The organism is Roseateles sp. FW301-B2 (assembly GCF_058788955.1).
This window is the reverse complement of record NZ_JBYTBE010000016.1, coordinates 64,052-87,761: the sequence shown is the minus strand read 5'-3', so window position 1 is coordinate 87,761 and position 23,710 is coordinate 64,052. Positions and strand designations below refer to the sequence as shown.

General features: G+C 66.8%; 18 protein-coding genes. 5 read left to right on the top strand and 13 right to left on the bottom strand.

Annotated elements, in window-relative coordinates:
• Window positions 1–4 precede the first annotated feature (4 nt).
• The 4 genes from narH to AC3WQY_RS12975 are packed head-to-tail and all read right to left on the bottom strand — an operon-like array spanning window position 5 to window position 8,294.
• The gene (narH, locus tag AC3WQY_RS12990; protein ID WP_285231729.1) at window positions 5–1,528 is read right to left on the bottom strand and encodes a nitrate reductase subunit beta; all 1,524 of its coding nucleotides are present in this window, start codon (window positions 1,526–1,528) and stop codon (window positions 5–7) included.
• Window positions 1,525–5,307: a nitrate reductase subunit alpha gene (locus AC3WQY_RS12985; RefSeq protein WP_492708916.1), complete on the bottom strand. Its 3,783-nt coding sequence runs from the start codon at window positions 5,305–5,307 to the stop codon at window positions 1,525–1,527. The genes narH and AC3WQY_RS12985 overlap by 4 nt, the downstream gene beginning before the upstream one ends.
• Window positions 5,308–5,332: 25 nt before the next feature.
• Window positions 5,333–6,985, bottom strand: coding sequence for an MFS transporter (locus AC3WQY_RS12980; RefSeq protein ID WP_492708914.1), 1,653 nt, complete (start codon window positions 6,983–6,985; stop codon window positions 5,333–5,335).
• Window positions 6,986–7,013: 28 nt separating this feature from the next.
• Window positions 7,014–8,294 carry an MFS transporter gene (locus AC3WQY_RS12975; protein WP_492708912.1) on the bottom strand — a complete coding sequence of 427 codons (1,281 nt, stop codon included), beginning with the start codon at window positions 8,292–8,294 and terminating at the stop codon, window positions 7,014–7,016.
• A 490-nt stretch (window positions 8,295–8,784) separates the two neighbouring features.
• Between AC3WQY_RS12975 and AC3WQY_RS12970 the strand changes: the two genes are divergently transcribed.
• A complete protein-coding gene (locus tag AC3WQY_RS12970; protein WP_492708910.1) occupies window positions 8,785–9,558 on the top strand; it encodes a Crp/Fnr family transcriptional regulator in 774 nt (257 codons plus the stop codon).
• A 76-nt stretch (window positions 9,559–9,634) separates the two neighbouring features.
• Here AC3WQY_RS12970 and AC3WQY_RS12965 read toward each other — a convergent pair whose 3' ends face one another.
• Together AC3WQY_RS12965 and AC3WQY_RS12960 are read right to left on the bottom strand one after the other, a co-directional pair.
• On the bottom strand, window positions 9,635–12,745 hold the full coding sequence (locus AC3WQY_RS12965; protein WP_492708908.1) for a S8 family peptidase: 3,111 nt from the start codon (window positions 12,743–12,745) through the stop codon (window positions 9,635–9,637).
• A 182-nt stretch (window positions 12,746–12,927) separates the two neighbouring features.
• Window positions 12,928–13,518, bottom strand: coding sequence for a PEP-CTERM sorting domain-containing protein (locus AC3WQY_RS12960; protein ID WP_492708906.1), 591 nt, complete (start codon window positions 13,516–13,518; stop codon window positions 12,928–12,930).
• A gap of 538 nt (window positions 13,519–14,056) precedes the next feature.
• On the opposite strand from AC3WQY_RS12960, the gene AC3WQY_RS12955 reads away from it, so the two are divergent.
• Complete coding sequence (locus AC3WQY_RS12955; RefSeq protein WP_492708904.1) at window positions 14,057–14,761, top strand: PEP-CTERM sorting domain-containing protein; 705 nt, start codon at window positions 14,057–14,059, stop codon at window positions 14,759–14,761.
• A gap of 16 nt (window positions 14,762–14,777) precedes the next feature.
• Window positions 14,778–16,283: a methyltransferase regulatory domain-containing protein gene (locus AC3WQY_RS12950; protein WP_492708902.1), complete on the top strand. Its 1,506-nt coding sequence runs from the start codon at window positions 14,778–14,780 to the stop codon at window positions 16,281–16,283.
• A gap of 59 nt (window positions 16,284–16,342) precedes the next feature.
• On the opposite strand, the gene AC3WQY_RS12945 is transcribed toward AC3WQY_RS12950, so the two are convergent.
• From AC3WQY_RS12945 to AC3WQY_RS12915, 7 genes are read right to left on the bottom strand one after another with little or no spacing between them, the layout of a single operon-like run.
• On the bottom strand, window positions 16,343–17,419 hold the full coding sequence (locus AC3WQY_RS12945; protein WP_492708900.1) for a DUF8744 domain-containing protein: 1,077 nt from the start codon (window positions 17,417–17,419) through the stop codon (window positions 16,343–16,345).
• The gene (locus AC3WQY_RS12940; RefSeq protein WP_492708898.1) at window positions 17,419–17,745 is read right to left on the bottom strand and encodes a metal-sulfur cluster assembly factor; all 327 of its coding nucleotides are present in this window, start codon (window positions 17,743–17,745) and stop codon (window positions 17,419–17,421) included. The genes AC3WQY_RS12945 and AC3WQY_RS12940 overlap by 1 nt, the downstream gene beginning before the upstream one ends.
• Window positions 17,742–18,833 carry an NnrS family protein gene (locus AC3WQY_RS12935; RefSeq protein WP_492708896.1) on the bottom strand — a complete coding sequence of 364 codons (1,092 nt, stop codon included), beginning with the start codon at window positions 18,831–18,833 and terminating at the stop codon, window positions 17,742–17,744. The genes AC3WQY_RS12940 and AC3WQY_RS12935 overlap by 4 nt, the downstream gene beginning before the upstream one ends.
• Before the next feature lie 3 nt (window positions 18,834–18,836).
• Window positions 18,837–20,288 carry a cytochrome c oxidase accessory protein CcoG gene (gene ccoG / locus AC3WQY_RS12930; protein ID WP_492708894.1) on the bottom strand — a complete coding sequence of 484 codons (1,452 nt, stop codon included), beginning with the start codon at window positions 20,286–20,288 and terminating at the stop codon, window positions 18,837–18,839.
• Window positions 20,275–20,730, bottom strand: coding sequence for an RrF2 family transcriptional regulator (locus AC3WQY_RS12925; protein ID WP_285231720.1), 456 nt, complete (start codon window positions 20,728–20,730; stop codon window positions 20,275–20,277). Before AC3WQY_RS12925 ends, ccoG begins: the two co-directional genes overlap by 14 nt.
• A gap of 10 nt (window positions 20,731–20,740) precedes the next feature.
• Window positions 20,741–21,928, bottom strand: a complete 1,188-nt coding sequence (locus AC3WQY_RS12920) for an NnrS family protein (RefSeq protein ID WP_492708891.1) — start codon at window positions 21,926–21,928, stop codon at window positions 20,741–20,743.
• Window positions 21,929–21,934: 6 nt separating this feature from the next.
• Complete coding sequence (locus AC3WQY_RS12915) at window positions 21,935–22,216, bottom strand: DUF2249 domain-containing protein (RefSeq protein ID WP_492708889.1); 282 nt, start codon at window positions 22,214–22,216, stop codon at window positions 21,935–21,937.
• A 119-nt stretch (window positions 22,217–22,335) separates the two neighbouring features.
• Here AC3WQY_RS12915 and AC3WQY_RS12910 point away from each other — a divergent pair, with 119 nt between their 5' ends.
• A complete protein-coding gene (locus AC3WQY_RS12910) occupies window positions 22,336–22,737 on the top strand; it encodes a putative zinc-binding protein (RefSeq protein WP_285235621.1) in 402 nt (133 codons plus the stop codon).
• Window positions 22,738–22,773: 36 nt separating this feature from the next.
• A complete protein-coding gene (gene yihG, locus AC3WQY_RS12905; RefSeq protein WP_492708887.1) occupies window positions 22,774–23,661 on the top strand; it encodes a 1-acylglycerol-3-phosphate O-acyltransferase, YihG family in 888 nt (295 codons plus the stop codon).
• The last annotated feature ends 49 nt before the right edge of the window (window positions 23,662–23,710 follow it).

Sequence of the window (23,710 nt, the reverse complement as noted above, 5' to 3'; positions counted from 1 at the left end):
CTCCTCAGACCGTGGTCTTGATCGGGATGGTGCGCTTCTTCTGGCCGCCGAACAGGCTCACATTGGTCTCGCCCTCCGAGCAGCCGTTGCCGAAGCTGAAGCCGCAGCCACCGCGCAGGTCGTAGGCGTTTTCGGCGTACTCGCGGTGCGTGGTCGGGATGACGAAGCGGTCCTCGTAGTTGGCGATCGCCATGGTCTGGTACATGTCCTCGACCTCGTGCTTGATCAGGCCCACCTGGTCCAGCACGGTCTTGTCCTCCACGCCGTCCACATGCTTGCCGCGCTGGTAGGCGCGCATCGCCAGCATGCGCTCCAGCGCCCGCTCCACCGGCTTCACGTCACCGGCGGTGAGCATGTTGGCCAGGTATTGCACCGGGATGCGCAGCTGCTTGACGTCGGGGATCTGGCCGTTCACGCCGATCTGGCCGGCGTTGGCGGCCGAGCTGATGGGCGACAGCGGCGGCACATACCAGACCATCGGCAGGGTGCGGTACTCGGGGTGCAGGGGCAGCGCGACCTTCCAGTCCACCGCCATCTTGTAGACCGGGCTCTTGCGCGCGGACTCCAGCCAGGCCTCGGGGATGCCGTCCTTGCGCGCCTGCTCGATCACGCGCGGGTCATGCGGGTCGAGGAAGATGTCCAGCTGGGCCTGGTAGAGGTCCTTGTCGTCCTTGACGCTGGCGGCTTCCTGGATGCGGTCGGCGTCGTACAGCAGCACGCCCAGATAGCGGATGCGGCCCACGCAGGTCTCGGAGCACACGGTCGGCTGGCCCGCTTCGATGCGCGGGTAGCAGAAGATGCACTTCTCGGCCTTGCCCGACTGCCAGTTGTAATAGATCTTCTTGTAGGGGCAGCCCGACACGCACATGCGCCAGCCGCGGCACTTGTCCTGGTCGATCAGCACGATGCCGTCTTCCTCGCGCTTGTAGATCGAGCCCGAGGGGCAACTCGCCACGCAGGCCGGATTCAGGCAGTGCTCGCACAGGCGCGGCAGGTACATCATGAAGGTGTTCTCGAACTGGCCGTAGATGTCCTTCTGGACATCGTCGAAGTTCTTGTCCTTCGAGCGCTTGGCAAATTCGCCGCCCAGGATTTCCTCCCAGTTCGGGCCCCACTCGATCTTCTCCATGCGCTTGCCGGTGATCAGGCTGCGCGGCCGCGCCGTCGGCGGTGCCTTGCTCTTGGGCGCCGACTGCAGATGGTCGTAGTCGAAGGTGAAGGGCTCGTAGTAGTCGTCGATCTGCGGCAGGTTCGGGTTCGCGAAGATGCGCATCAGCAGCTTCCACTTGCCGCCCTGGCGCGGTTCGATCTCGCCATTGGCCTTGCGGATCCAGCCGCCATGCCACTTGTCCTGGTTCTCCCATTCCTTGGGATAGCCGATGCCGGGCTTGGACTCGACGTTGTTGAACCAGGCGTATTCCATGCCCGGGCGGTTCGTCCAGACGTTCTTGCAGGTGACCGAACAGGTGTGGCAACCAATGCACTTGTCCAGGTTCAGCACCATGCCGATTTGTGCTCTGACTTTCATGCGTGTGCTCCTTCCACGGCTGCCTCGTCGTCCATCCAATCCACCTTGGCCATCTTGCGCACCAGCACGAACTCATCGCGGTTGGTGCCAATGGTTCCGTAATAGTTGAAACCGTAGGCCAGCTGCGCGTAGCCACCGATCATGTGGGTGGGCTTGGTGACGATGCGGGTCACCGAGTTGTGGATGCCGCCGCGCGTGCCGGTGATCTCCGAACCCGGGGTGTTGATGATCTTCTCCTGCGAGTGGTACATCAGCACCATGCCGGGGTTGACGCGCTGGCTCACCACCGCGCGCGCCGCGATCGCGCCGTTGCTGTTGAAGAGCTCGACCCAGTCGTTGTCAACGATGCCGGCCTTGCCGGCGTCGTCCTCGCTGAGCCAGATCACCGAACCACCGCGGTTCAGCGTCAACATCATCAGGTTGTCGCTGTAGGTCGAGTGGATGCCCCATTTCTGGTGCGGGGTGATGAAGTTGAGCGCGATCTCCTTGTTGCCGTTCGGTTTGACGTTGTGCACATCCACCAGCGTCTTCAGATCGACCGGCGGGCGATAGCTCGAGAAGCCCTCGCCGAAGGCCTGCATCCAGGGGTGGTCCTGGTAGAACTGCTGGCGGCCCGTCAGCGTGCGCCATGGGATCAGTTCATGCACATTGGTGTAGCCGGCGTTGTAGGAAACCTTCTCGCTCTCGAGACCCGACCAGGTCGGGCTGGAGATGATCTTGCGCGGCTGCGCCTGGATGTCGCGGAAGCGGATCTTCTCGTCCTCGCGGTGCAGGGCCAGATGGGTATGGTCCAGGCCGGTCTGCTTGCCCAGCGCCTCCCAGGCCTTCACGGCCACATGGCCGTTGGTCTCGGGCGCCAGCGACAGCACCACCTCGGTGGCGTCGATGTCGGTCTCGATCCTGGGCATGCCCTGGGTCACGCCCTCCTCGCGCACCCGGCCGTTCAGATCGCCCAGCTGCTCGACCTCGGTCTTGGTATCCCAACCGATGCCCTTGCCGCCGTTGCCGGCCTTGTTCATCAAGGGGCCCAGCGCGGTGAAGCGCTTGTAGAGATTCGGGTAGTCGCGCTCGACCACCGCGATCGAGGGCGCGGTCTTGCCAGGGATCAGCTCGCACTCGCCCTTCTTCCATTCCGCCACGCCGAAGGGCTGGGCCAGTTCGGCCGGGCTGTCGTGCATCAGCGGGGTCAGCACCAGCTCCTTCTCGACGCCCAGATGGCCGACGCAGAGCTCGCTCAGCTTCTTGGCAAAGCCCTTGTAGATCTCCCAGTCGCTGCGCGCCTGCCAGGCCGGGTCCACCGCGGTGGAGAGCGGGTGGATGAAGGGGTGCATGTCGCTGGTGTTGAGGTCGTTCTTCTCATACCAGGTGGCGGTGGGCAGCACGATGTCCGAGTACAGACAGGTGGTGCTCATGCGGAAGTCCAGCGTCACCAGCAGGTCCAGCTTGCCTTCCGGCGCCTTGGCATGCCATTCCACTTCCTCGGGCTTGGCATCGTCCTGGCCCAGGTCCTTGCCCTGCACGCCGTTGGTGGTGCCCAGCAGATGCTTGAGGAAGTACTCGTGGCCCTTGCCCGATGAGCCGAGGATGTTGGAGCGCCACACAAACATATTGCGCGGCCAGTTGGCGGGATGGTCGGGGTCCTCGCAGCTCATGCGCAGCGAGCCGTCCTTGAGCGCCTTGACCGCGTAGTCCTTGGCGTCCATGCCGGCGGCCTGTGCGTCCTTCACCGCCTGGATGGGGTTGGTCTGCAGCTGCGGCGCGCTCGGCAGCCAGCCCATGCGCTCGGCGCGCACGTTGTAGTCGATCAGGCTGCCGCCATAGGCCTTCTTGTCGGCCAGCGGCGAGAGCACCTCGGTGACATCAAGCTTCTCGTAGCGCCACTGGTCGGTGTGGGCGTAGAAGAAGCTGGTGCTGTTCATCTGGCGCGGCGGGCGGATCCAGTCCAGCGCGAAGGCCAGCGCGGTCCAGCCGGTCTGCGGGCGCAGCTTTTCCTGGCCCACGTAATGCGCCCAGCCACCGCCCGATTGGCCGATGCAACCGCACATCATCAGCATATTGATGATGCCGCGGTAGTTCATGTCGCAGTGGTACCAGTGGTTCATCGCCGCGCCGATGATGACCATGGACTTGCCTCGGGTCTTGTCGGCGTTGTCGGCGAACTGGCGGCCCACCGTGATGATCTGCTCGCGCTTCACGCCGGTGATGGACTCGGCCCAGGCCGGGGTGTAGGCCTTGTTGTCGTCGTAGCTGGTGGGGGTGTCGTCGCCCAGGCCGCGGTTGATGCCGTACTGCGCCACCTGCAGGTCGAACACCGTGGCCACCAGGGCCTCCTCGGCGTCTTCGTGCTTGCCCAGCTTGAGGCGCACCACCGGCACATTGCGCGAGAGCACGTCCTGCTGCTTGTTGGCGGTGAACTGCGGCGACTCGATGCCGCCGAAATACGGGAAGCCGACCTCGGCCACCTCATGCGCCTGCGCGCCATCCTCGATGATGGAGAGCTTGAGCTTGACGTCGCCGTCGTGGATGGCTTCCTTGGATTCCAGGTTCCACTTGCCCAGGTCGGGGCGCTCGCCGGCGCCCCAGCGGAAGCCGATCGAGCCGTTCGGCAGCACCACCTTGCCGGCGGTGTCGAAGGCCACGGTCTTCCACTCGGGGTTGTTGTCCTGGCCCAGCTTGCCGCCGAAATCGCTGGCGCGCAGGTAGCGGTCCGGCACCAGCAGCTCGCGGCCATCGGCCGTGACCTGCTTCTTCATCTTCACCAGCAGCGGCAGGTCGGTGTAGCGGCGCGCGTAGTCGTCGAAGTAGGCGCTGCGCTTGTCGAAGTAGAACTCCTTCAGGATCACATGGCCCATCGCCATCGCGATGGCCGCATCGGTGCCCTGCTTGGGGTGCATCCAGATGTCGGCCAGCTTGGAGATCTCGGCGTAGTCGGGCGTGATCGCCACCGTCTTGGCGCCCTTGTAGCGCACCTCGGTGAAGAAGTGGGCGTCGGGGGTGCGCGTCTGCGGCACGTTGGAGCCCCAGGCGATGATGTAGTTCGAGTTGTACCAGTCGGCGCTCTCGGGCACGTCGGTCTGCTCGCCCCAGATCTGCGGGCTGGCGGGCGGCAGGTCGCAGTACCAGTCGTAGAAGCTCATGCACACGCCGCCCAAGAGGCTCAGGTAGCGGCTGCCGGCGGCATAACTGATCATCGACATGGCCGGGATCGGCGAGAAGCCGATCACGCGATCCGGGCCATGCTTCTTGATGGTGTAGATATTCGCCGAGGCGATGATCTCGTTGACCTCGTCCCAGGTGGAGCGCACAAAGCCGCCCAGGCCGCGGTCCTGCTGCCATTCACGGCGCTGGTCGGTGTTCTCGACGATATTGGTCCAGGCATCCACCGGGCTCTTGGCCACCGCGCGCGCGGCGCGCCAGTGCTTGAGCAGGGAGCCGCGCACCATCGGGTACTTGACGCGGTTCGCGCTGTAGAGATACCAGCTGTAGGAGGCGCCGCGGGCGCAGCCGCGCGGCTCGTGGTTGGGCAGGTCCGGGCGGGTGCGCGGGTAGTCGGTCTGCTGGGTTTCCCAGGTGACGATGCCGCCCTTCACATAGATCTTCCACGAGCAGGAGCCCGTGCAGTTGGTGCCGTGGGTGGAGCGCACGATCTTGTCGTGCTGCCAGCGCGCCCGGTAGGCGTCTTCCCAGGTGCGGTCTTCACCGGTGGTGCGGCCATGGCCGTCGGCGAAGTCTTCTTTCGGTTGAGCGAAATAGCTCAGGCGGTCGAGGAAATGACTCATGTTGTGCTTCCTTAAAGGGTTCCGCTCAAGGATTCTTGACGTAGGCGTTGGCGCGCAGGTAGAACCACCAGTTCAGCACCAGGCACACGGCGTAGAAGACGGCAAAGCCGTAGAAGGCGTATTGCGGCGTGCCGGCCTTGATCTGCTGGCCGATCAGCACCGGGGCGATGAAGGCGCCGTAGGCGGCCACCGCCGAGGTCCAGCCCAGCACCGGGCCGGCCTGCTGGCGGTCGAAGATGAAGCCGACGCTGCGGAAGGTCGAGCCGTTGCCGATGCCGCTGGCGGCGAACAACAGGATGAACAGGCCCATGAAGGTGCCGAAGTACTGCTCTGGCGTGGCCGACTGGTAGGCCTGCAGCATCACATAGCCCACCGCCGCCGAGGCCACCACCATGATGGCCGAGATGATCTGGGTGACGATGGAGCCGCCCACCTTGTCGGAGATCCAGCCGCCCACCGGGCGCACCGCGGCGCCGACGAAGGGGCCGATCCAGGCATAGGTCAGCGCTGACGGGGCGTTGGGGTTCTTCAGGGTGTGCTGCAGCACGCCGGCGGCATCGGGCACATGCTGGAAGCCGAAGATCACGGTGATCGCCAGCGGCAGGGCCATCGAGAAGCCGATGAAGCTGCCGAAGGTGACGACGTAGAGCGCCGTCATGGCCCAGGTGTGCTTGTTCTTGAAGATCTCGAACTGCTTGGCGACGTTCTCCTTCATGGTGCCGAAGGCGGCCAGCTTCATCACCAGCAGCGCGGCGACGATGTCCAGCGGGATCGCCACCCACATGTTCAGCAGGCCCAGCCCGGTCGGTGCCGGCAGGTAGAGGTAGAGCATGGCGATCGAGGGGACGAAGGCCAGCGAGTACAGATAGATGATCTTGAAGAAGGCGGTGATGGGCGAGCCGGCCGCCGGCGTCACCGTCTTCAGGTTGTTCATGCCGAACCAGCACAGGATGGACAGCGGCACCAGCGAGAGCACCCAGGCGAAGCCGGCGTTCTGGATATAGGTGGGCGTGCCCGCCTTGATCTTGCCGAGGATCCAGCCGCTGTCCTTGATGAGGGCCTTGGCCTCGCCGCCGAAGGCGCCGAACAGGCTCATCGTCATCACCAGCGGGATCACCACCTGCATGGTGGTGACGCCGAAGTTGCCCAGGCCGGCATTCAGGCCCAGGGCCGTGCCCTGCAGGCGCTTGGGGAAGAAGGTGCTGATGTTGGACATCGACGAGGCAAAGTTGCCGCCGCCCACGCCCGACCACAGCGCCATCAGCTGGAACACCCACAGCGGCCACTCGGGATGCTGCAGGGCCACGCCGGTGCCGATGGCGGGAGCCAGCAGCATCGCGGTGGTGAGGAAGATGGTGTTGCGGCCACCCGCCATGCGGATCAGGAAGCTGGCCGGGATGCGCATGGTGGCGCCCGAGATGCCGGCAATGGCGGTGAGCGTGAACAGCTCGGCCTGGCTGAAGGGGAACCCCAGGTTCAGCATCTGCACGGTGATGATGCCCCACATGCCCCAGACCGCGAAGCCGCACAAGAGCGCGGGGATCGAGATCCAGAGGTTGCGGTAGGCGATCTTGCTGCCGGTCTTGGCCCAGAAGGCATCGTCTTCGGGACGCCAATCCTGGATGTCAGCCGTGCTGCCGCCGGAAGCGGTGGCGCCGGTCTGCGTGGTGGTATTCATGGTGCTTGTTCCTTGTTGTGCACCCGGCTCAGCGGGCGAAGGACTGGGAGATCGGCGAGACCGGGGCGTTCTTGCCCATCATTTCGGTCTTGCGCACCTCGGTCCAGTACATCCAGATCAGCGACACCCAGACCACGCCATACATCAGCATGAAGCAGCTGGAGCGGATGCCGGTGAGGTCCATCAGGGCGCCGAACATGATGGGCAGGACGAAGCCGCCCATGCCACCGGCCAGGCCGACGATGCCGCTGATGGTGCCGATATTGGCGTGGTAGTCGTCGCTGATGTACTTGAACACGCTGGCCTTGCCGAAGGCCCAGGCAATGCCCAGGGCGAACATCAGCGCGGTGAAGACATAGACGTTCAGGCCGACGTGGAAGGTCTTCAGGCCGTTGACGGTCTGGATGCTGAAGTCGGTCTGCGGGTAGCTGAGCAGGAACAGCACGATCCAGCTCACCCACAGCACCCACCAGGTGACGTTGTGGGCGCCATGCTTGTCGGACAGCCAGCCGCCGATGGCGCGCAGCACGCCGCCGGGCAGCGAGAAGCAGGCCGCCAGCAGCGCCGCCACGCGGATGTCCAGGCCGTACTCGCCGACGTAGTACTGCACCATCCACAAGCTCATCGCCACATAGCCGCCGAACACGATGCTGTAGTACTGGCAGTACTTCAGCACCTTGGGATCCTTCAGCGCCTTGAGCTGGCTGACGAAGCTGGACTGGCTGGAGACCTGGTGATCATCGTCGGTGGCGCTGAAGAGCCAGAACAGGATGGCCGTGCCCAGCAGCACGGCGGCATAGACCTGCGGCACCATGGTCCAGCCGAAACCCACCACCAGGGCGGGAGCGACGAACTTGTTGACCGCCGCGCCCGAGTTGCCGGCGCCGAACACGCCCATCGCGAAGCCCTGGCGGTTCTTCGGGAACCAGCGCGCCACATAGGGCGTGCCCACCGAGAAGGAGCCGCCGGCCATGCCGACGAACAGGCCGATGGTGAGGAAATGCCAGTAGGCGGTGGCATAGCTCATCAGCCAGATCGGGATCACGCAGGAGAGCATCAGCGCGAAGAACACGATGCGGCCGCCGAACTTGTCGGTCCAGATGCCCAGGGGCACGCGGATCAGCGAACCGGTCAGCACCGGCATGGCGGTCAACAGACCGAACTCGGTGGCATTCAGGCCGAGCTGCTTCTTGATCGGAATGCCGATCACGCCAAACATCATCCAGACCATGAAGCACACGGTGAAGGCCAGGGTGCTGACGATCAGCACCGAAAGCGCCTTGCCGTTGGGCTTGGGACTTGCAGACATGGGATTGCTCCTCGCTTTTTCCATGCTCAGCACTTTCCCGCATGCGCGGCCGCGCGCACATCCTCCGCTAGCAGGGCTCGAGCGCGGCAGAGGGAGGAGGCGCCCACAGCACGCCATCGTTCTGAAGAACTACTCCCTTCGGAATTGCGGTCGGCTTTGCACCAGATCAAATCCGCATACCCCAGTGAAACGGTCAACTTAGGGGCCCTCTGCAATACCCCCTTGGGGCGCGTTTGCGAGAGAACGGGCCGGCGCGTAGGCGCAGCGTGAAGGTCGGGCTTGATGCCCGAAGCCGAGCGCTGCAACGCCCGGGCAGGCCCGTTATCTCGCAAACCCTTCGGGGCGGGCCTTTGCGGGCGCTGGCCGGCGTTACGAACCTTGCCCAGACATCGGTCTGGGCGGCGGTTCGCGCCTTGGCCGGCATCCCGCAAAGATCCCGCCGCGCCCCAAGGAGGTATTGCAGAGGGCCCCTGACCTGGAGGACCGCCACATGAATTCCATCGCCCACGCCAGCCCAAGCAGCCGCCTCAGCGCCGCACAGCGCCGCGCCAGCTATCCCAGCGCCTACCAGCGTGCGCTGGGCCTGGCCCTGAAGAAGGCCCTCGCGCCCGCCGACGACCTCGACTACCTGGCCGACGAGCTGATGCAGCTGGGCCAGCCCCAGCAGGTGCGCGCGCGCAAGCCGGTGTTCCAGGCCGGCGAACGCGATGCCCAGCTGTGGCTGCTGGTGAGTGGCAAGGTGGCGCTGGGCAAGCATGATGCCCAGGGCCGCTGGTGGCAATCGCGCGAGTTCGGCCCGGGCGACTGGATCGACCTGCTGAGCGCCTGGGTGGGCGAACCCCATGCCGAGACCGCCATCGCGCTGACCGAGGTGCAGGCCCATGCCCTGCCGGTGGAGGCGGTGGCCCAGCTGTGCGACACCCAGCCCGGCCTGGCGCGCGCGCTGCTGCGCTGCGTGGCGGCACGCGCACGCGGCGTCACCCTGGACCGCCAGGCCCTGCTCACCAAGGACATCCACGCCCGCCTGGCCGCCTGGCTGCTGGAGCAATCGCGCCTGGCCGGCGATACCGACGAGCTGCAGCTGCAGCTGCAGAAAAAGGACCTGGCCTCGCAACTGGGCGTCACGCCCGAGACCCTCTCGCGCAGCCTGCGCGCCCTGCACGACCAGGGCATCGCCCGCGTCGATCGCTACCAGCTCTCCATCACCGACCGCCCCGCCCTGCAGGCGCTGGCGGATCGGCAGCCGTCGAGGTATTCACGGTAAAGGGCAAACGTCGTGCCCGACCAGGAAGCCACCGGGCCGCACCAGGATCAAAAACCCGTGAGACCTCGAATCGAGCTCAGGGAACCGGGAACAGCAGTCCCTGGCTTGCACCAGCGACATTGTCCGGTGCCGTCACCATCACCCCCAAGAACGGTGTCAGGGCAGCTTCGCCAGCATCACGCGTGATCGTGATTGCCCGCGTTCCATTTGCCGGCACCCCACCGGCGCCAGCAAAGCTCAGCGCCGGCGTGAACGCGTTGAACGAACCAACGCCAGGCACCAGTGCGCCAAAGCCATCGGTGCCGTAGTAGAACACCCGGTACTTGAAGCGCGGCTGGCCCGCCGTCAGGCCCAGACCGCCGGCTCCGGCACGCGGGACCGGCACTTGCAGGACAGAACCGTCGGTGGGCTGCGTCACGGTGAACAAGAGCGTACCGCCACCGTTGATGTTGCAATTGGCATCGGTTGGGAACAGGGCCGTCGTGAATTTGTTGGCCACGCTGGCGTTGGTGGTCAGCGCCGTGCCGTTGATGCCGATCAGGATCTTGTTGGGCGTGAAGCCAGCACCGCCACTAGTATCTATGCAGATGTCAAACTCCTGGAACGCCAGCGACGTGGAGGTGCGATTGTGGGTGTTGATGCCGAAGATGACGTTCGTCCCGGACAAGGCGGCGCCGATTGCACGCACGTCAGCCTGCGTAATGCCCTGCGGCGTCGGTTGGTGCAGCCCCCAGGTAAACAGCCCCGGCGTGGTGCTTGCCAGCGCGCTGCCCGCGTTGCTGAGGTTCAGCGTCGAGCCGTCGATGGAGCCGGCCACGTTGGAGCGGCCATGCGTCACCAGGTAGTACGGTACCGACAGCTTGACGTTGCCATTCAAGCGTGAGCTGGAAGGCGTCAGCTGAACATAGCCGCCGATGTCCTGGAACGTTGTGCCTCCGGTGCCGGCGCTGGCCGGCACACTGAGGGTCACCGGGAACACGGCATCGCTGTTGGCGTTGACGATGACCGAGGCCGGTGTCGTCACATTGACGCCGGCCGGGCCGACGCTCTTGGTGACCGAGATATTGAACTGCACCGCCTTCGGGCCGCTGTTGTGAACGGTGACCTGCTTGGTCGCATTGAAATCGTTCAGCAGATCGGCGAAGCCGAAGGACAGGCTTTCATCCGGCAAGCGCACCACCGCCTGGGTGCTCACCGCGGCCTGTGCCTGCACCAAGCCGGCACCCTCGTTGCGCGGTGAATAATCACCCAGCAGGTTCGGTGCAGAGGTTTGCACCAGTGCCGCGCGCAAATCAGCCACGGACCAAGTTGGATTGGCCTGTTTGAGCAGTGCCGCAACCCCAGCCACATGCGGCGTGGCCATCGAAGTACCCGACAGCACGGAGAAGCCATTACCCGTCCCGGATGCCGCAGACACGGTGGCCACCCCAGGCGCGGTGATTCCCGGCCTCAGGACGCTGTCGCCGATGCGCGGCCCGGCCGATGAGAAGCTCGCGATCTTTTCAAAATTGGCGTTGGCGACAATGCCGGCGCTGTTGGCCAGGGCACTTGCGGGAGCCGGGCCGCCTTGCGGACCGCTCAGCGTGGCGGCATCTGCCTGCGCGACGCCAAGGAAGGGAATGGTCACGGGCTCGTAGATATTGCCCGAATTGGGATCCGGCGCACCACCCGGGATCGGGCCTTCGTAGGCTGGGAAGCCCGCCGAGCTGTTGATCATTGCCGCTGCGGCGGCGCCGAAATGCTGTGCCGCGCCGGCACGGAACACGCGGGCGCAGGTTCCCCGCATCGTGACGACCAGCTTGCCGCTGATGTCGATGCCACCGTTTTGGGTCTTGTCGTACTCCGCGGGGTTGCAGCCCAGCGAGACGGTGCCGTCAGGGTTGCGCAGCACCACGACAGGCCAGTTGCTGCCATTGACGACAGCGGCGTTGTTGGAGTTCTGGACCGTGATCGAAGGACCGGTGCTGAGCTTCAGCGTGTCCATGGGTATGCCGGCCATTGCATCGGTGGCGGCCACCGACACGGCGCCGGGAAACACCGCCGGTGCGCTGGTGATGTAAGGCGTAGGTCCGGCGTTGCCGGAAGCAGCCACGACCACGATGCCGGCTGCTACCGCATTCGCAACGGCGCTCTCTTCGGCAAGGGAGCCTGCGTCAGCGTTGGCAATAACACCCCAGTTCGACCCCAGCGACATGCTGATCACGTTCATGCCGTTGGCCACCGCCCAGTCGATGGCCTCGGCCACGACATTGGTAGAGCCGCTGCAACCGAAAACCCGCACCGCGTACAGGTCTGCCTTGGGCGCCACGCCCGGGCCGATGCTGAAGGCGCCTGGCACATAGGCAGCGCTGTTGTACGGACCGGTGTAGGTGCTGCCGTCAGCCCTCACGCCCAGGCCGGTCGCCGTCCCTGCCACATGGGTACCGTGCCCGACACTGCCGCTGGTGCTCGGGCAGTCCAGGGGATTCGGATCCGGTACCGGCGCGTTGGCACCGGTATAGGCGTCGCCAACCAGGTCCGTGCCGCCCTTGACTTTGAGAGCAGCAGGGCCGAACAGCGCCGGATTGGCAGGCAAGGTGTTGGTGGCTTGGGCGGCACTGTAGGCGGCGACCGTTCCCGGGCCGCCGAAGTCGGCGTGCGTGTAATCGATGCCCGTGTCGATGACCGCGATCTTGACGCCCTGGCCTTGATACTGCCCAGGCATCTGCCAAGCCAGGGGGGCGCCAATCAGCGGCACGCCGATGGTGTTGTTGCGCTGATAGGTGCCCACGGCCTGGATGCTGGCCACGCCCGGTATGGCACGCAGGCTTGCAAGCCGGTTGCGCGCGATTTCAACCTTCATGCCATTGAGCGCGCTGTGGAAGTGCGCCAGCACCTTGCCGCCCAGGTGCTCGATATGCTGGCGCGGCCCGGCGTGTTCGGCGTGCCGCTGCGCGATGATCGATTCACGCTCACTGCGGGTCAGATCGCGCCCGAGGCCCTTGCGCACCAACGCCACCGGATCGCCTCGCAGGATAACGACCACCTTGACCGGCGCCGTATCCGTTGCACGCGGCCCCGAGGAGGTGGCCGTTGGATTGCCTGGCACGGCCTGGATATCCACCTGCGCCGCGGCCTGCCGGCCGTACATCATGCCGAGCGCCAGAATGGCGGCGACAACTGGAGTGCTTCGAAGTTGCAAGCTCATGATCCACTCAGCCTTTGTCAAGGGTCAATGAAATGCGTCACAACCTTTCGGCGTACCAGAGCTATGGCGCCAGCCGGCGCCAGAACCCGATTACCACGCCTAGCCAGGAAGTGCGCCCACCTGGTAGCCTATGCAAGGAATCGTCATCGTCAGAAAGGCAGTTTCCAAATTCCACGCGGTCCTTAGGCGCCAACGGCCGCCTTGCGCCGACGCCGTGCCTGCAGCACAAGCAGGCCACCGCTCAGGCCCAACAAAGCCAGAGAACTGGGCTCGGGAACGTGAGCGGTGACCGAGACATCATCCATGTCCCAGAACGCCGGCGTTTGGCTGAATGCAAAACGCAAGTCGGTCGATCCGGACGAAGCCGTCAACAAGAACGAGTAGTGCGTGTAACCAAAGGGCGCCGCGTCGGCCACGCTCAAGACGGCAGCACCGTCCCAGTCAAACTCGAAGCTGTTCGATGAGGAAACACCCGTCACGTCGGCCTCGTTTTGCAGCCAAAACTCGACCATATAGCTGCCGCCTGCCGTGGTCGCCAGTGATTGGGAAATCCCCCCGCCCACCGGACTACCAAAATAGGCCGCATAGGTGCCGGACAGAGGTACAAAGCTGTCGACCCCGCTGAACGATGAGTCCCCGAAGGTCGTCCATCCAGTGAAATCACCTGTCTCGAACCCGCCGTTGAGGACGAGGTCGGCGCGCGCCGCGGTACCCACAAACATGGCCGCCGCGAACAGGCTGCCCGCAGCCAGAGTTGAAATTCGGCTCTTCATAGGGCGATCTCCAAGGTTGCAAGAAATGAACTGTGCATCAGGAGCAGTCACCGGCCCGCAGCATGGGCTGACCGGTGCGGCACGAGGAGCGCTTGTCCTCGTCGGTGGCCCTTATATTGATCGCGGAATCCCGCCGTGGCTATGGCAGCCTCCCTTCTTTATCCCCCTTAGTCAGGGGCCGGATCTACCCTATTGCAAAACCCTGAAGCTCGCTGCACGGCCGGTGGACGCCCGCACCGCGGGGCCCTGACCACCAACGGCATCCACGCCCGCCAGGCCACCTGGCAGCTGGCGCAATCGCGCCGGGCCGGCGATACCGTAGAGCTGCAGTTGCAGAAAAAGGACCTGGCCTCGCAACTGGGCGTCACGCCCGAGACGCTATCGCGCAGCGTTGCGGGCACGAGCGCAGCGCCACCGAGAGTTCAGAGGCCCACAGGAGACGTTTGCGAGTTCATGCGGGCATCCTCCCCCAAAGCTGAAGCCTTGCTGCGACCCGAATCGGGTGCTACAACTCAGCCACACTTCGAATTGCCCCGCCATGAAGAAGCCCGTACTGCAATCCGTCGCCCTGGCATCACTTGCCGCCGGTTCCATCGGTTGCGCGGAAGCGGCGCCGGTCAGTCCAAGTTTCAGCTGCGTCGACGGCGCGGACCCGTCAGCAGGCGGCAACATCAACTGGCCCTACGCGACAGCGACGGCGCCCTTGCTGAGCTTCGACTTCTACGACAACAGCGTTGATCCCGACATCACATCGAAGCTCGACTGCAGCGGCGGCATATTCTCGGAAACGGTCGTCGGCCGCAAGTCCGGCGAGGGCCAGAAGGATTTCCTCAAGGTCACGCTCACCGAGGTCTTGGTGTCCGGCTTCGCGCCGGCCAACGACAACCACATCAAGCTGGGCTTCACCCAGGTGCTGGGTGAGCTTTTGAATGGCGTCCAGACCTACGATGCCTACTGGGATATCACGGGCGACTACCTGCTCAGCAACTTCGACGGCGGCTACATCCCGTCGTCAAACTTCCTGGGAATCAAACTGAGAACCACGCAAAAGTTCGATGGCCTCTCGGCTCTCAAGTACGACTATGACAACAGGATGCTGACGTTTTCTGCCGAGCTGCAGCAAGGCGCTGGTGCGTTGAGTTTCACCAGCAGCCCCCACGTGGTTGGCGAGCCCGCGACGCTGGCGCTGCTGGGCACCGGCCTGCTTGGTGCCGCGCTGAACCGCCGTCGGCGCGCCTGGTAAGCCTGCACACCCGAGCGTGACAGCGACGCCCTACGACCAGGTCCGCTATCCAGGGAAGTTCTATCCCCAGTCGTCTGCCGATCGGCTGGCCACATTGGGACGGCTCTGCGGTCTGCCAACCACCTTGCCCGCGCACTGCAGGCTGTTGGAACTCGGATGCGGCGATGCCGGCAACCTGATCCCGCAAGCGCTGGCCTTCCCGCAAGCACGTTTCCTTGGCATCGACCTCGCCGCTTCGGCGATCGAGGACGGCAGACGCATGATCACCGCCCTGGGGATCCGGAACATCGAACTCCAGGTGGCCGACATCGCCACCTTCGATCCTGGCCCGGAACCCTTCGATTACATCGTGAGCCACGGCGTGCTGTCCTGGGTGCCGCCGCTGGTGCGGGAGGCGCTGATCTCGCTGTGCGGCCGCTGCCTCGCACCCTGCGGCGTGGCCTATGTCAGCTACAGCGCGCTGCCAGGCGGTCACCTCCGGAACGTCCCACGCGACCTGATGCGCTTCCACACACGCGCCATCGCAGACCCTCAGCTGCGCCCACCTGCGGCGCGCGCGGCGGTGGAATTCATGCTGGCAGGGGCACAGGGCAACAGCTTCACCCGAGAGTTGATCGAGCGCGAGATGGCTGGCTTCGAGGGCAAGGACTATTTCCTGCTGCACGATCTGCTGGCCGACGAAAACGATCCGCTGTACTTTCTTGATTTCATCGCCGCCGCTGCGGAGCACGGCCTGCAGTTTTTGGCCGAGGCGGAGTTCGGCGCAATGTCGACGGAGGCCTACCCGCCATCGGTGCGGCGCCAGCTCGATGCGATGCCCAGACTCGAGCGCGAGCAGTACATCGACTTTCTGCATCTGCGCCGCTTCCGCCAGACCCTGTTGTGCCGCAGCGGACGAGCGGTAGACCTGGACGTGACGGCACAACGCCTTGCCGGGCTGCAGTTCTCGACCCGCCTGCGGCCGCTCCGCTCCGGCGCCGACGCTCGCGACGCCGGCACGCTGGACTTCCAGCATCCCTACCAGGGCAGGTTCCGGGCCGACGAGCCGACAGCCAAGGCGCTGGCCTTGGTGTTGGCCAGCGGCGACCCGCGCGGCACAGAACTCAGCGCGCTGGAGGCTGGCGTGGCCGAGGCCTTGCAGCAGGCCGGGCGAATTGGCGAGGCCCTCCGCAGCGCGCTCCTGCCGGCGCTACTGTCGCTATATGCCCGTGACTTCGTCGAGATTCACGCTGCGCGCTGGGATTTCTGCACCACGGTCAGCGCCCGCCCTTGTGCGAGTCTGCATGCGCGTCTGCTGGCGGAGCGCGGCGCGCCCGTGGTGAACGCGATGCACGGCACCTTTGTGCTCCCATCGCCTTCGCTGCGCCGGCTGCTCATGCTGCTTGACGGCACGCGCCATGTCGACGAGCTGCTCGACGCATTGGCCGCCGCGACGCCGCCCGCCGAGCGAGAAAGCCTGAGCCCGGAGTCATTGGGCCGACGCCTGCAGTTGCTGGCGGAAAACGCGCTGCTGGTGGGCTAACGCCGCGCCATTGTCTGAGCCAGCCAGGAACAGGCCTGCCGCCTTGCCACCCTTGATACTTACGTCACCCCACGCCCGACCACCAACCAGGCCATTGTCAGCCCGAACCACAGCAGCGCCAGCCCGTGGCCGGCCCCTGCCAGCGCCAGGCCAAGGGGCCAGCCCCACAAGCTGGCCGCGCTGCGCAGCAGCAGGCTCAGCCCCAGCAGGGCCAGCGGCAGCAGCGCCCAGCGGCTGTGCCGGGGCCGCAGGCCGGCCAGCGCCGGCAGCATGATGGGGGCGTGGCCGAACACCATCGCGAACACAAAGCCCAGCCACAGCAGATGCCAGGCGATGCCGCCCGGCAGACCCTGACCGGCAAGACCTGACACCGCGGCCAGCAGCAGCCAGCCATAGCCCACCAGCAGGCAGATGGCGGTGTGGCCGGCCCAGCCCGGGGCGCGCCATTGCAGGCGCGCCAGGTCGAAGCGCAAAAGCCAAAGCGCCAGCAGGCCCAGCAGCCCAAAGCCCAGCGGGCGGCCCAGTTCCGGGCGCCAGAGCAGCAGCGCGGCCGCCAGGGCGAAGCCGGCCCAGCCGGCCAGGAAGGCGCGTTGGCCCCAATGGGGCAGCGGCAGCAGGCGCATCAGCTCGCGGCGCTCGCCGGCAATCGTCAGCACCAGGAACAGGCTCCAGCCCCAGCGCGCCAGTTCGGCCTGCCCCGCGGCATGCGCGGCCGCGCCAGCCAGCAGGGCCAGCGCGGCGCTCGCCTCCACCGCCAGCGGCAGCGACCAGGCGCGGTGTCGGCCGGCCCACAGATAGAGTTCCAGCAGGCCGGCCGCCGTCAGCAGCCACAGCAGCGCGGCCGCGTCCGCCTGGCCGGCCAGGGCCAGCAGGCCGGCCCCGCCCGACAGCAGCGGAATCCAGCGGCCGCGCCGCAGCGCCACCACGCGCTCCAGCGTGACCAGGCTGGCAAAGAAGCCCGCCATCATCAGCGCGCCATGCAGGGCCAGGGCCTGGCCGGCCGCGGCGCCGCCGGACTGCAGGGCACCCAGGCGCAACAGGCCGCCCAGCAAGGCGGCGAGCAGATTGGCCACGGCCAGGCCGGCACAGGCGGCGATCAGCCCCCGCCCGACCGCAAGCGGTTTGGCACGCGCCATCAGCCGCCGCCCCAGCCGAAGCGGGCGCGCAGGCCGGGCGCCATGCGCTCGGGCGTCCAGACCTTGTCCCAGTCCATGTCCACCTCGATCACCCAGCCCGGCGGGCATTGCGCCTCGATGGCGCAGCCGGCGTCGTTCATGATCTGGTCGGCCATCGGGCAGGTGGCGCTGGTGGGCAGCAGCACCAGGGAGGCGAAGTCCTGGCGCAGCTCGAGGGTCTCGACCAGGCCCAGATCGACGATGTTTTCGCCGATCTCGGGGTCGGCCACCTTGTGCAGTGCCTGCATGATGGCGGCGCGCAAGCCGGCGAGTTCTGCTTCTGTCATGTGCTTGTTCTTTCTCTTCGCTGTGATGGCCGCAGCAGCCATGGACCATAGCGCAGCAGCCAGGCCGCGGCCAGCAGGGCGAAGCCGGCGGCCGCGGCCGGCAGCCACCAGCGCGGCGCCTGCGGCCAGCAGGCCGTGGCCACACGCAGCGCGCTTAAGCCCTGCAGCAGGCCGTGCATGAGGCGCAGCGGCAGATCCACCACCACGCTGATGCCCTGCTGCACCGCGGTGACGCGGCTCACCATCGCCAGCATGGTGGTGCACATAAAGCCCAGCGTCAGCGCATGCAGTGCGGCCAGCTCGAACTGCAGGGCGGCGAGCGCGAAGCTCGCCATCAGCCACAGCAGGCCATGGTGCAGCTGGCCCACAAAGGGCGTGCGCCGGGCCGCGGCCAGGGCGGGATTGAAGGCGGCACGCGCCAGCAGTGCGGCCAGGGCCAGATAGGCCACGGCGGGCGGCCAAGCCGGCAGCCCGAGCGCCGGTGCCAGGCCGCGCAGCCACAGGCCCAGCAGCAACGCCAGCAACAGACCATCGGCGCGCCGGCCCTCGGCATGCAGAAAGGGCGTGAGGCGCTGCAAGGCGCAGGCAAACACGCTGCCCAGGCCGCCCCACAGCCCGAGCCGGGTGGCCAGGGCCGGCCAGCCCAGCGCCGCACACCACAGCGCCAGGCCCAGCACGGCCATGCCCAGCAGCACGCCCTGGGCATGGCGGCGATCCGGCTTGGCGCTGACGCGCAACAGCGGCGCCAGGCGCAGCAGCAGCCAGCTCCAGCCGGCGGCCACCAGGCCCAGGCCCAGGCCCAGGCCGGGCGAGCCCAGCGCGGCATGCAGGCACCAGCCCAGCATCAGCAGCCCGAGCGGCCCCAGCCAGGCCGAGGCCGGCAGCGCCGCCACGCCCAACCATTTGGGCAGGGCGGTGAGCGCAAAGCCGGCGATGAAGAAGGGCAGAAAGCCCAGCGTGAAGAGCAGACCATGCTGGGGCGCGCCCTGCCCCTGCCAGACCCGCGCGCACCACCAAAGGCCCAGGCAGGCCCAGGCCAGGGCGCCGGCGAGGAACCAGGCGCGGTGCGGGGCCTGGTTCGGGTTCATCGCTCAGCGCGGCAGGTAGAAGCTGGCACTGCTGTCCACCCGCGAGCCCCGGCCGCCCTGGCCCTCAAGCCTGAAGTGGATGGGGCGCGAGCCGCTGCCCAGGCGCGCGGCCTGCTCGGCCGGCAGGCGCAGCTGCAGCACCTGGGCATGGATGGCGGCGGGCGGCAGCACCACCTCGGCCGGGCCCACGCGGTACAGGCCGTCCAGCCCGTCGACCTCGATGTGCAGGGTCAGCGGCCGCTCGGTGCGGTTCATCAGCTGCAGGCGGTAGACGTTCTCGATCGCGCCGTTCTCGACCTGGCGCGCCAGCGTGTTGCGATCCTTCAGCACATCGACCTGGAAGTCGGGCCGGCGCCACAGGCTGGTGGCAAAGCCGATGCACAGGGCCAGCAGCACCGAGCCATAGATCAGCACGCGCGGCCGCAGCGCACGCGCCAGCATCTGGCGCGGCGTCCATTGCTGCTTGACGCCGTTCTCGGTGGCGTAGCGGATCAGGCCGCGCGGCGCGCCCAGCTTGTCCATCACCTGGTCGCAGACGTCGATGCAGGCGGCGCAGCCTATGCATTCGTTCTGCAGGCCCTTGCGGATGTCGATGCCGGTGGGGCAGACCTGCACGCACAGGGTGCAATCGACACAATCCCCCTGCCCCAGGTCCAGCGCCGCGACCTTGCGGGCGCGCGAGCCGCGCGGCTCGCCGCGCTTCTCGTCGTAGGTGATGATGAGCGAATCGGCGTCGATCAGGGCGCTCTGGAAGCGCGCATAGGGGCAGATGTACTTGCACATCTGCTCGCGCAGCCAGCCGGCATTGCCATAGGTGGCACCGGCGTAGAACAGCACCCAGAACCATTCCCAGGGCGAGAGCCCCAGCTGCAGCAGGCTGCTGCCGAGCGCGCGGATGGGCGTGAAGTAGCCGACGAAGCTGAAGCCGGTGACGAGGGCCAGCGCCACCCAGCTGGCGTGCTTGGCGGACTTGCGCGCCAGCTTCTCGGCCCCCCAGGGCGCGCGGTCCAGGCGCATGCGGGCCTGGCGATCGCCCTCGGTATGGCGCTCCAGCCACATGAACATCTCGGTGTAGACGGTCTGCGGGCAGGCATAGCCGCACCACAGCCGCCCGGCCAGGGCGGTGAAGAAGAACAGGCCCAGCGCCGCGATCACCAGCAAGGCGGCCAGGTAGATGAAGTCCTGCGGATAGAGCACCAGGCCCAGCACATAGAAGCGCCCGGCGTCCAGATCGAACAGCAGCGCCTGGCGGCCCTGCCATTGCAGCCAGGGCATGCCGTAGAAGAAGGCCTGGGTCAGCGCCACCATGATCCAGCGCCAGTTGGCGAAACGGCCGCTGACCGCGCGCGGATAGACCTTGGCCTCGGCCACATACATCGAGGTGGCGACCGGCGTGATGGGAATGACTTTGGGAGGCGTGGACACGGAGGAGACGGTTTCTTCAGGCGCGGGCATCGCGGGCCTGAGGCAGGCTGATCTTGGCCAGGCGCTTGGCGGTGGCGGGTTGCAGGAGGTCGGCGAGGTTGTGACCGTCGAGCTCGGCCAGGAAGGCGGCCAGCGCGTCGTTGAAGATGCCGGTGAGCCGGCAGGCGCCGGTGAGCGAGCAGCTGTTGCCGCTGCCCAGACATTCGACCAGCTGGAAGTCGGACTCCACCGCCCGCACCAGATCGCCCAGGCTCAGCTCGGCCGGATTCATCGCCAGCTTCATGCCACCGCCCTTGCCGCGCACCGTGGCGATGAAGCCCTGCTGGCCCAGCTGGTGGGTGATCTTGGTGAGATGGGCCTCCGAGATCTGGTAGGCCGCGGCAATCTCGGCGGTGGTGCAGAGGCGGTCCTGGTGCTGGCCCAGATAGATCAGCAGGCGCAGCGCGTAGTCGGTCATGGTGGTGAGTCGCATGGCAGCATTCTCAACCGGCTTGGCCGTCGGGGCGCGGACGCATCAGCAGCGGGGTGTAACGAAGCAGGTAAAGCACAAAGCTCAGGCTCCACAGCGCCGCCGAGAGCTGCACGCCCAGCATCAGGCTGGCGGGCGCCAGCAGCGGGAACAGCACGCGCAGCAGCGCCGCCAGCAGCATGCTCAGATAGGCGCTGATCTCGACGGGCCCGGCCTTCAGCGGCCGGCCAGTGTGACCCAGCGCGGTGCGCGTGATCATGCCCAGGGTGATGAGGCCGATCACGCCCAGGGTCAGGGCATGGGTGGCCGGGCCCGGCGCGATCCAGCCCAGCGTGGCGCCAGCGCGCAGCAGCAGATGCACGGGCAGCCAGGCATAGGCCAGGTGCAGCACCCAGACGAGCGGATTGCGCCAGCTCTTCCAGGGCTGCCACAGCGCCAGGCGCAGGCCCTGCGCCAGCGCGGCGGCCAGCAGCGCGGCGGCCAGCACCGCGCCCTCGACGGCCAGCAGATCCAGCGCCAGCAGCAGCAGCACCGAACCCAGCGCCGCCTTCTCCACTTGGGGCTGACGCGTGGCGCGCATGCCCGGCACGCCGTTGTTGGAGAACATCGGCACAACGCGGCCGGCCATCACCGCGATCATGAAGAGCAGCAGGTCCAGGCCGATGTTCAGCCCGGGCAACCGTAACACGCCGGCCTGGCCCAGGTGCACGGCCGCGCTGGCCAGACCCATGGCGACGAGCAGGCCGACGAAGAAGTAATTGCGCTTGTTGCCGGCGGCATGCAGCGCGCGCCAGAGCCCCCAGGCGGCCGCCCAGGGCACGGCCAAGTTCATCAGCAGCGAGGCCCACAACCAGGGGCTCAGCACCAGCAGCCGCGCCAGCAGCCACAGCGCCGCCAGCGCCATCAAGGGCTTGCCGGTGGGCGTGGGCTGGCCGGACCAGTTGCGCCCGGCGGTGAAGAGGAAGCCGATCACCACCGCCAGCGCGTAGCCGAACACCATCTCATGCGCATGCCAGGCCGAGCCGCGCAGCACCGGCTGCGTCAGCAGACCCGAGAACTGCAGCGCCCACAGCGGCACCGAGAGTGCCGCCAGCAGCGCCGCCAGCAGGTAGAAGGGCCGGAAGCCCAGGTCCCACAACGCCAGGCGCTGCGCGGCGGGCTGCGGGGGCTCTTCAATGCGCATGAAGGAGACGGTGCTCATGATCGATCAGCCGCCGCAGCAGCCGCAGCAGCTCTTGCCGGCCGGCTTGCGGCTGATGCGCAGGCGCCATTGTGCGGGGCCGGTTTCCAAGGCCTCCCAGTCGAACTGCCCGGGCCACTGGGCCTCGAACTGCTGGCGCAGGGGCAGCGGCTCGTGGTCGCTCAGCAGATAGAACCAGCTGCCCACGGGCAGGGCCTGGAAGGTCTCGAAGATGCGCGCATGGCGCTCTTGCGGTGCGATCAGGCGCACATCGATCACTTCGGCGGCGGGGGTGGCGGCAACGGTCATGGTCGTCCTTAAAGTTGCATTTGCAATATAGCTATTGTCGCCAAGCGCGGCGCCTAAAGCAATATTCAAAATGCGACTTTTGATCTGCCTCAAGCCAAATCCTGCACGCCATGGGCAGCATGGCGGCCATGTCCGATGCCCCAGCCCTCCCCCTGGTCTACAGCTGCTCAGGCTGCTCCGACGCCGCCCAGCTGGCCAATCACCTGGCGGTCCGCCTGGATCGCGCCGGCCTGGCCGAGATGTCCTGCATCGCCGGCGTGGGCGGCGGCGTGCCCAATCTGGTGCGCAAGGCGCGCGAGGCCGCCGAGTCCGGCCGGCCCATGCTGGCCCTGGACGGCTGCGTGCTGGCCTGCTGCAAGGCCTGCCTGGCCCAGCAGGGGCTGGCACCGACCCGCCATATCCGCCTGCACGAGATGGGCGTGCGCAAGCATTACCACGCCGATTTCGACAAGACCCAGGCCGACGCGCTGTTCGAACAGCTGGCGCACGAGGCGCGCGCCCTGCAGACCGCGCTGGGCTGAGCAGGGCCGGGCCAAGCTCAAGCTACAGTTCGGCCCATGCGACGTTTCCTGCCTGCCCCCTTGCTGGGCACTTTGGCCGCCATCCTGCTGGCCATCAACACCGTCACCGGCGTCACGCTGATGATCCTGCCGGCCCTGCTCAAGCTGGTGCTGCCCTTTCCCTTCGTGCGCAAGCCCTGCGACCTGGCGCTGAACGGCATCGCCTCGGGCTGGGTGGCCGTCAACAACGCCTGGATACGGGCGCTCAACCCGCAGGTCTGGGACGTGCAGGGCGTGGAAGGCCTGCACCAGCGCGGCTGGTACCTGGTCTCGCCCAACCACCAGACCTGGGTCGACATCCTGGTGCTGCAGCGCGTCTTCCATGGCCGCATCCCCTTTCTGAAGTTCTTCCTCAAGCGCGAGCTGATCTGGGTGCCGGTGATCGGCCTGGCCTGGTGGGCGCTGGACTTCCCCTTCATGAAGCGCGGCCGCAGCGCCGGCTCGCAGGCGGCCGACCTGGCCACCACCCGCAAGGCCTGCGAGAAGTTCAAGACCATCCCGACCACGGTGATCAACTTCGTCGAGGGCACGCGCTTCACGGCCGCCAAGCATGCCGAGCAGAAAAGCCCCTACCAGCACCTGCTCAAGCCCAAGGTCGGCGCGCTGGGCATGGCCCTGGCCACCATGGGCGAGCAGTTCGAGGCCCTGCTGGACGTGACCCTGGTCTACCCCGAGGGCACGCCCAAGTTCTGGGATCTGCTGTGCGGCCGCTGCGGCCAGGTGCAGGTGCGGGTGCAGCAGCGCCCCATCCCCCCCGAACTGGTGGGGGGCAACCCGATGGAAGACAAGCGCCTGCGCGCCGGCATTTCCATGTGGATCAAGAAGCAGTGGAGCGAGAAGGACGCGCTGATGGCGGCCCTGCTGAAGCGCAGCCCCCCACCCTGAGCAGGGGGTGCGGATTGCCCTGATGGACCTCGGCTGGCCCCACAGCGAC

Coding starts and splice junctions, on each gene's coding strand:
- AC3WQY_RS12945 (WP_492708900.1), bottom strand. CDS start 17,419: ATGGCGCGTGCCAAACCGCTTGCGGTCGGGCGGGGGCTGATCGCCGCC.
- AC3WQY_RS12910 (WP_285235621.1), top strand. CDS start 22,336: ATGGCGGCCATGTCCGATGCCCCAGCCCTCCCCCTGGTCTACAGCTGC.
- AC3WQY_RS12940 (WP_492708898.1), bottom strand. CDS start 17,745: ATGACAGAAGCAGAACTCGCCGGCTTGCGCGCCGCCATCATGCAGGCA.
- AC3WQY_RS12970 (WP_492708910.1), top strand. CDS start 8,785: ATGAATTCCATCGCCCACGCCAGCCCAAGCAGCCGCCTCAGCGCCGCA.
- AC3WQY_RS12960 (WP_492708906.1), bottom strand. CDS start 13,518: ATGAAGAGCCGAATTTCAACTCTGGCTGCGGGCAGCCTGTTCGCGGCG.
- AC3WQY_RS12955 (WP_492708904.1), top strand. CDS start 14,057: ATGAAGAAGCCCGTACTGCAATCCGTCGCCCTGGCATCACTTGCCGCC.
- AC3WQY_RS12985 (WP_492708916.1), bottom strand. CDS start 5,307: ATGAGTCATTTCCTCGACCGCCTGAGCTATTTCGCTCAACCGAAAGAA.
- yihG (WP_492708887.1), top strand. CDS start 22,774: ATGCGACGTTTCCTGCCTGCCCCCTTGCTGGGCACTTTGGCCGCCATC.
- AC3WQY_RS12975 (WP_492708912.1), bottom strand. CDS start 8,294: ATGTCTGCAAGTCCCAAGCCCAACGGCAAGGCGCTTTCGGTGCTGATC.
- AC3WQY_RS12915 (WP_492708889.1), bottom strand. CDS start 22,216: ATGACCGTTGCCGCCACCCCCGCCGCCGAAGTGATCGATGTGCGCCTG.
- AC3WQY_RS12920 (WP_492708891.1), bottom strand. CDS start 21,928: ATGAGCACCGTCTCCTTCATGCGCATTGAAGAGCCCCCGCAGCCCGCC.
- ccoG (WP_492708894.1), bottom strand. CDS start 20,288: ATGCCCGCGCCTGAAGAAACCGTCTCCTCCGTGTCCACGCCTCCCAAA.
- AC3WQY_RS12935 (WP_492708896.1), bottom strand. CDS start 18,833: ATGAACCCGAACCAGGCCCCGCACCGCGCCTGGTTCCTCGCCGGCGCC.
- AC3WQY_RS12980 (WP_492708914.1), bottom strand. CDS start 6,985: ATGAATACCACCACGCAGACCGGCGCCACCGCTTCCGGCGGCAGCACG.
- AC3WQY_RS12965 (WP_492708908.1), bottom strand. CDS start 12,745: ATGAGCTTGCAACTTCGAAGCACTCCAGTTGTCGCCGCCATTCTGGCG.
- narH (WP_285231729.1), bottom strand. CDS start 1,528: ATGAAAGTCAGAGCACAAATCGGCATGGTGCTGAACCTGGACAAGTGC.
- AC3WQY_RS12925 (WP_285231720.1), bottom strand. CDS start 20,730: ATGCGACTCACCACCATGACCGACTACGCGCTGCGCCTGCTGATCTAT.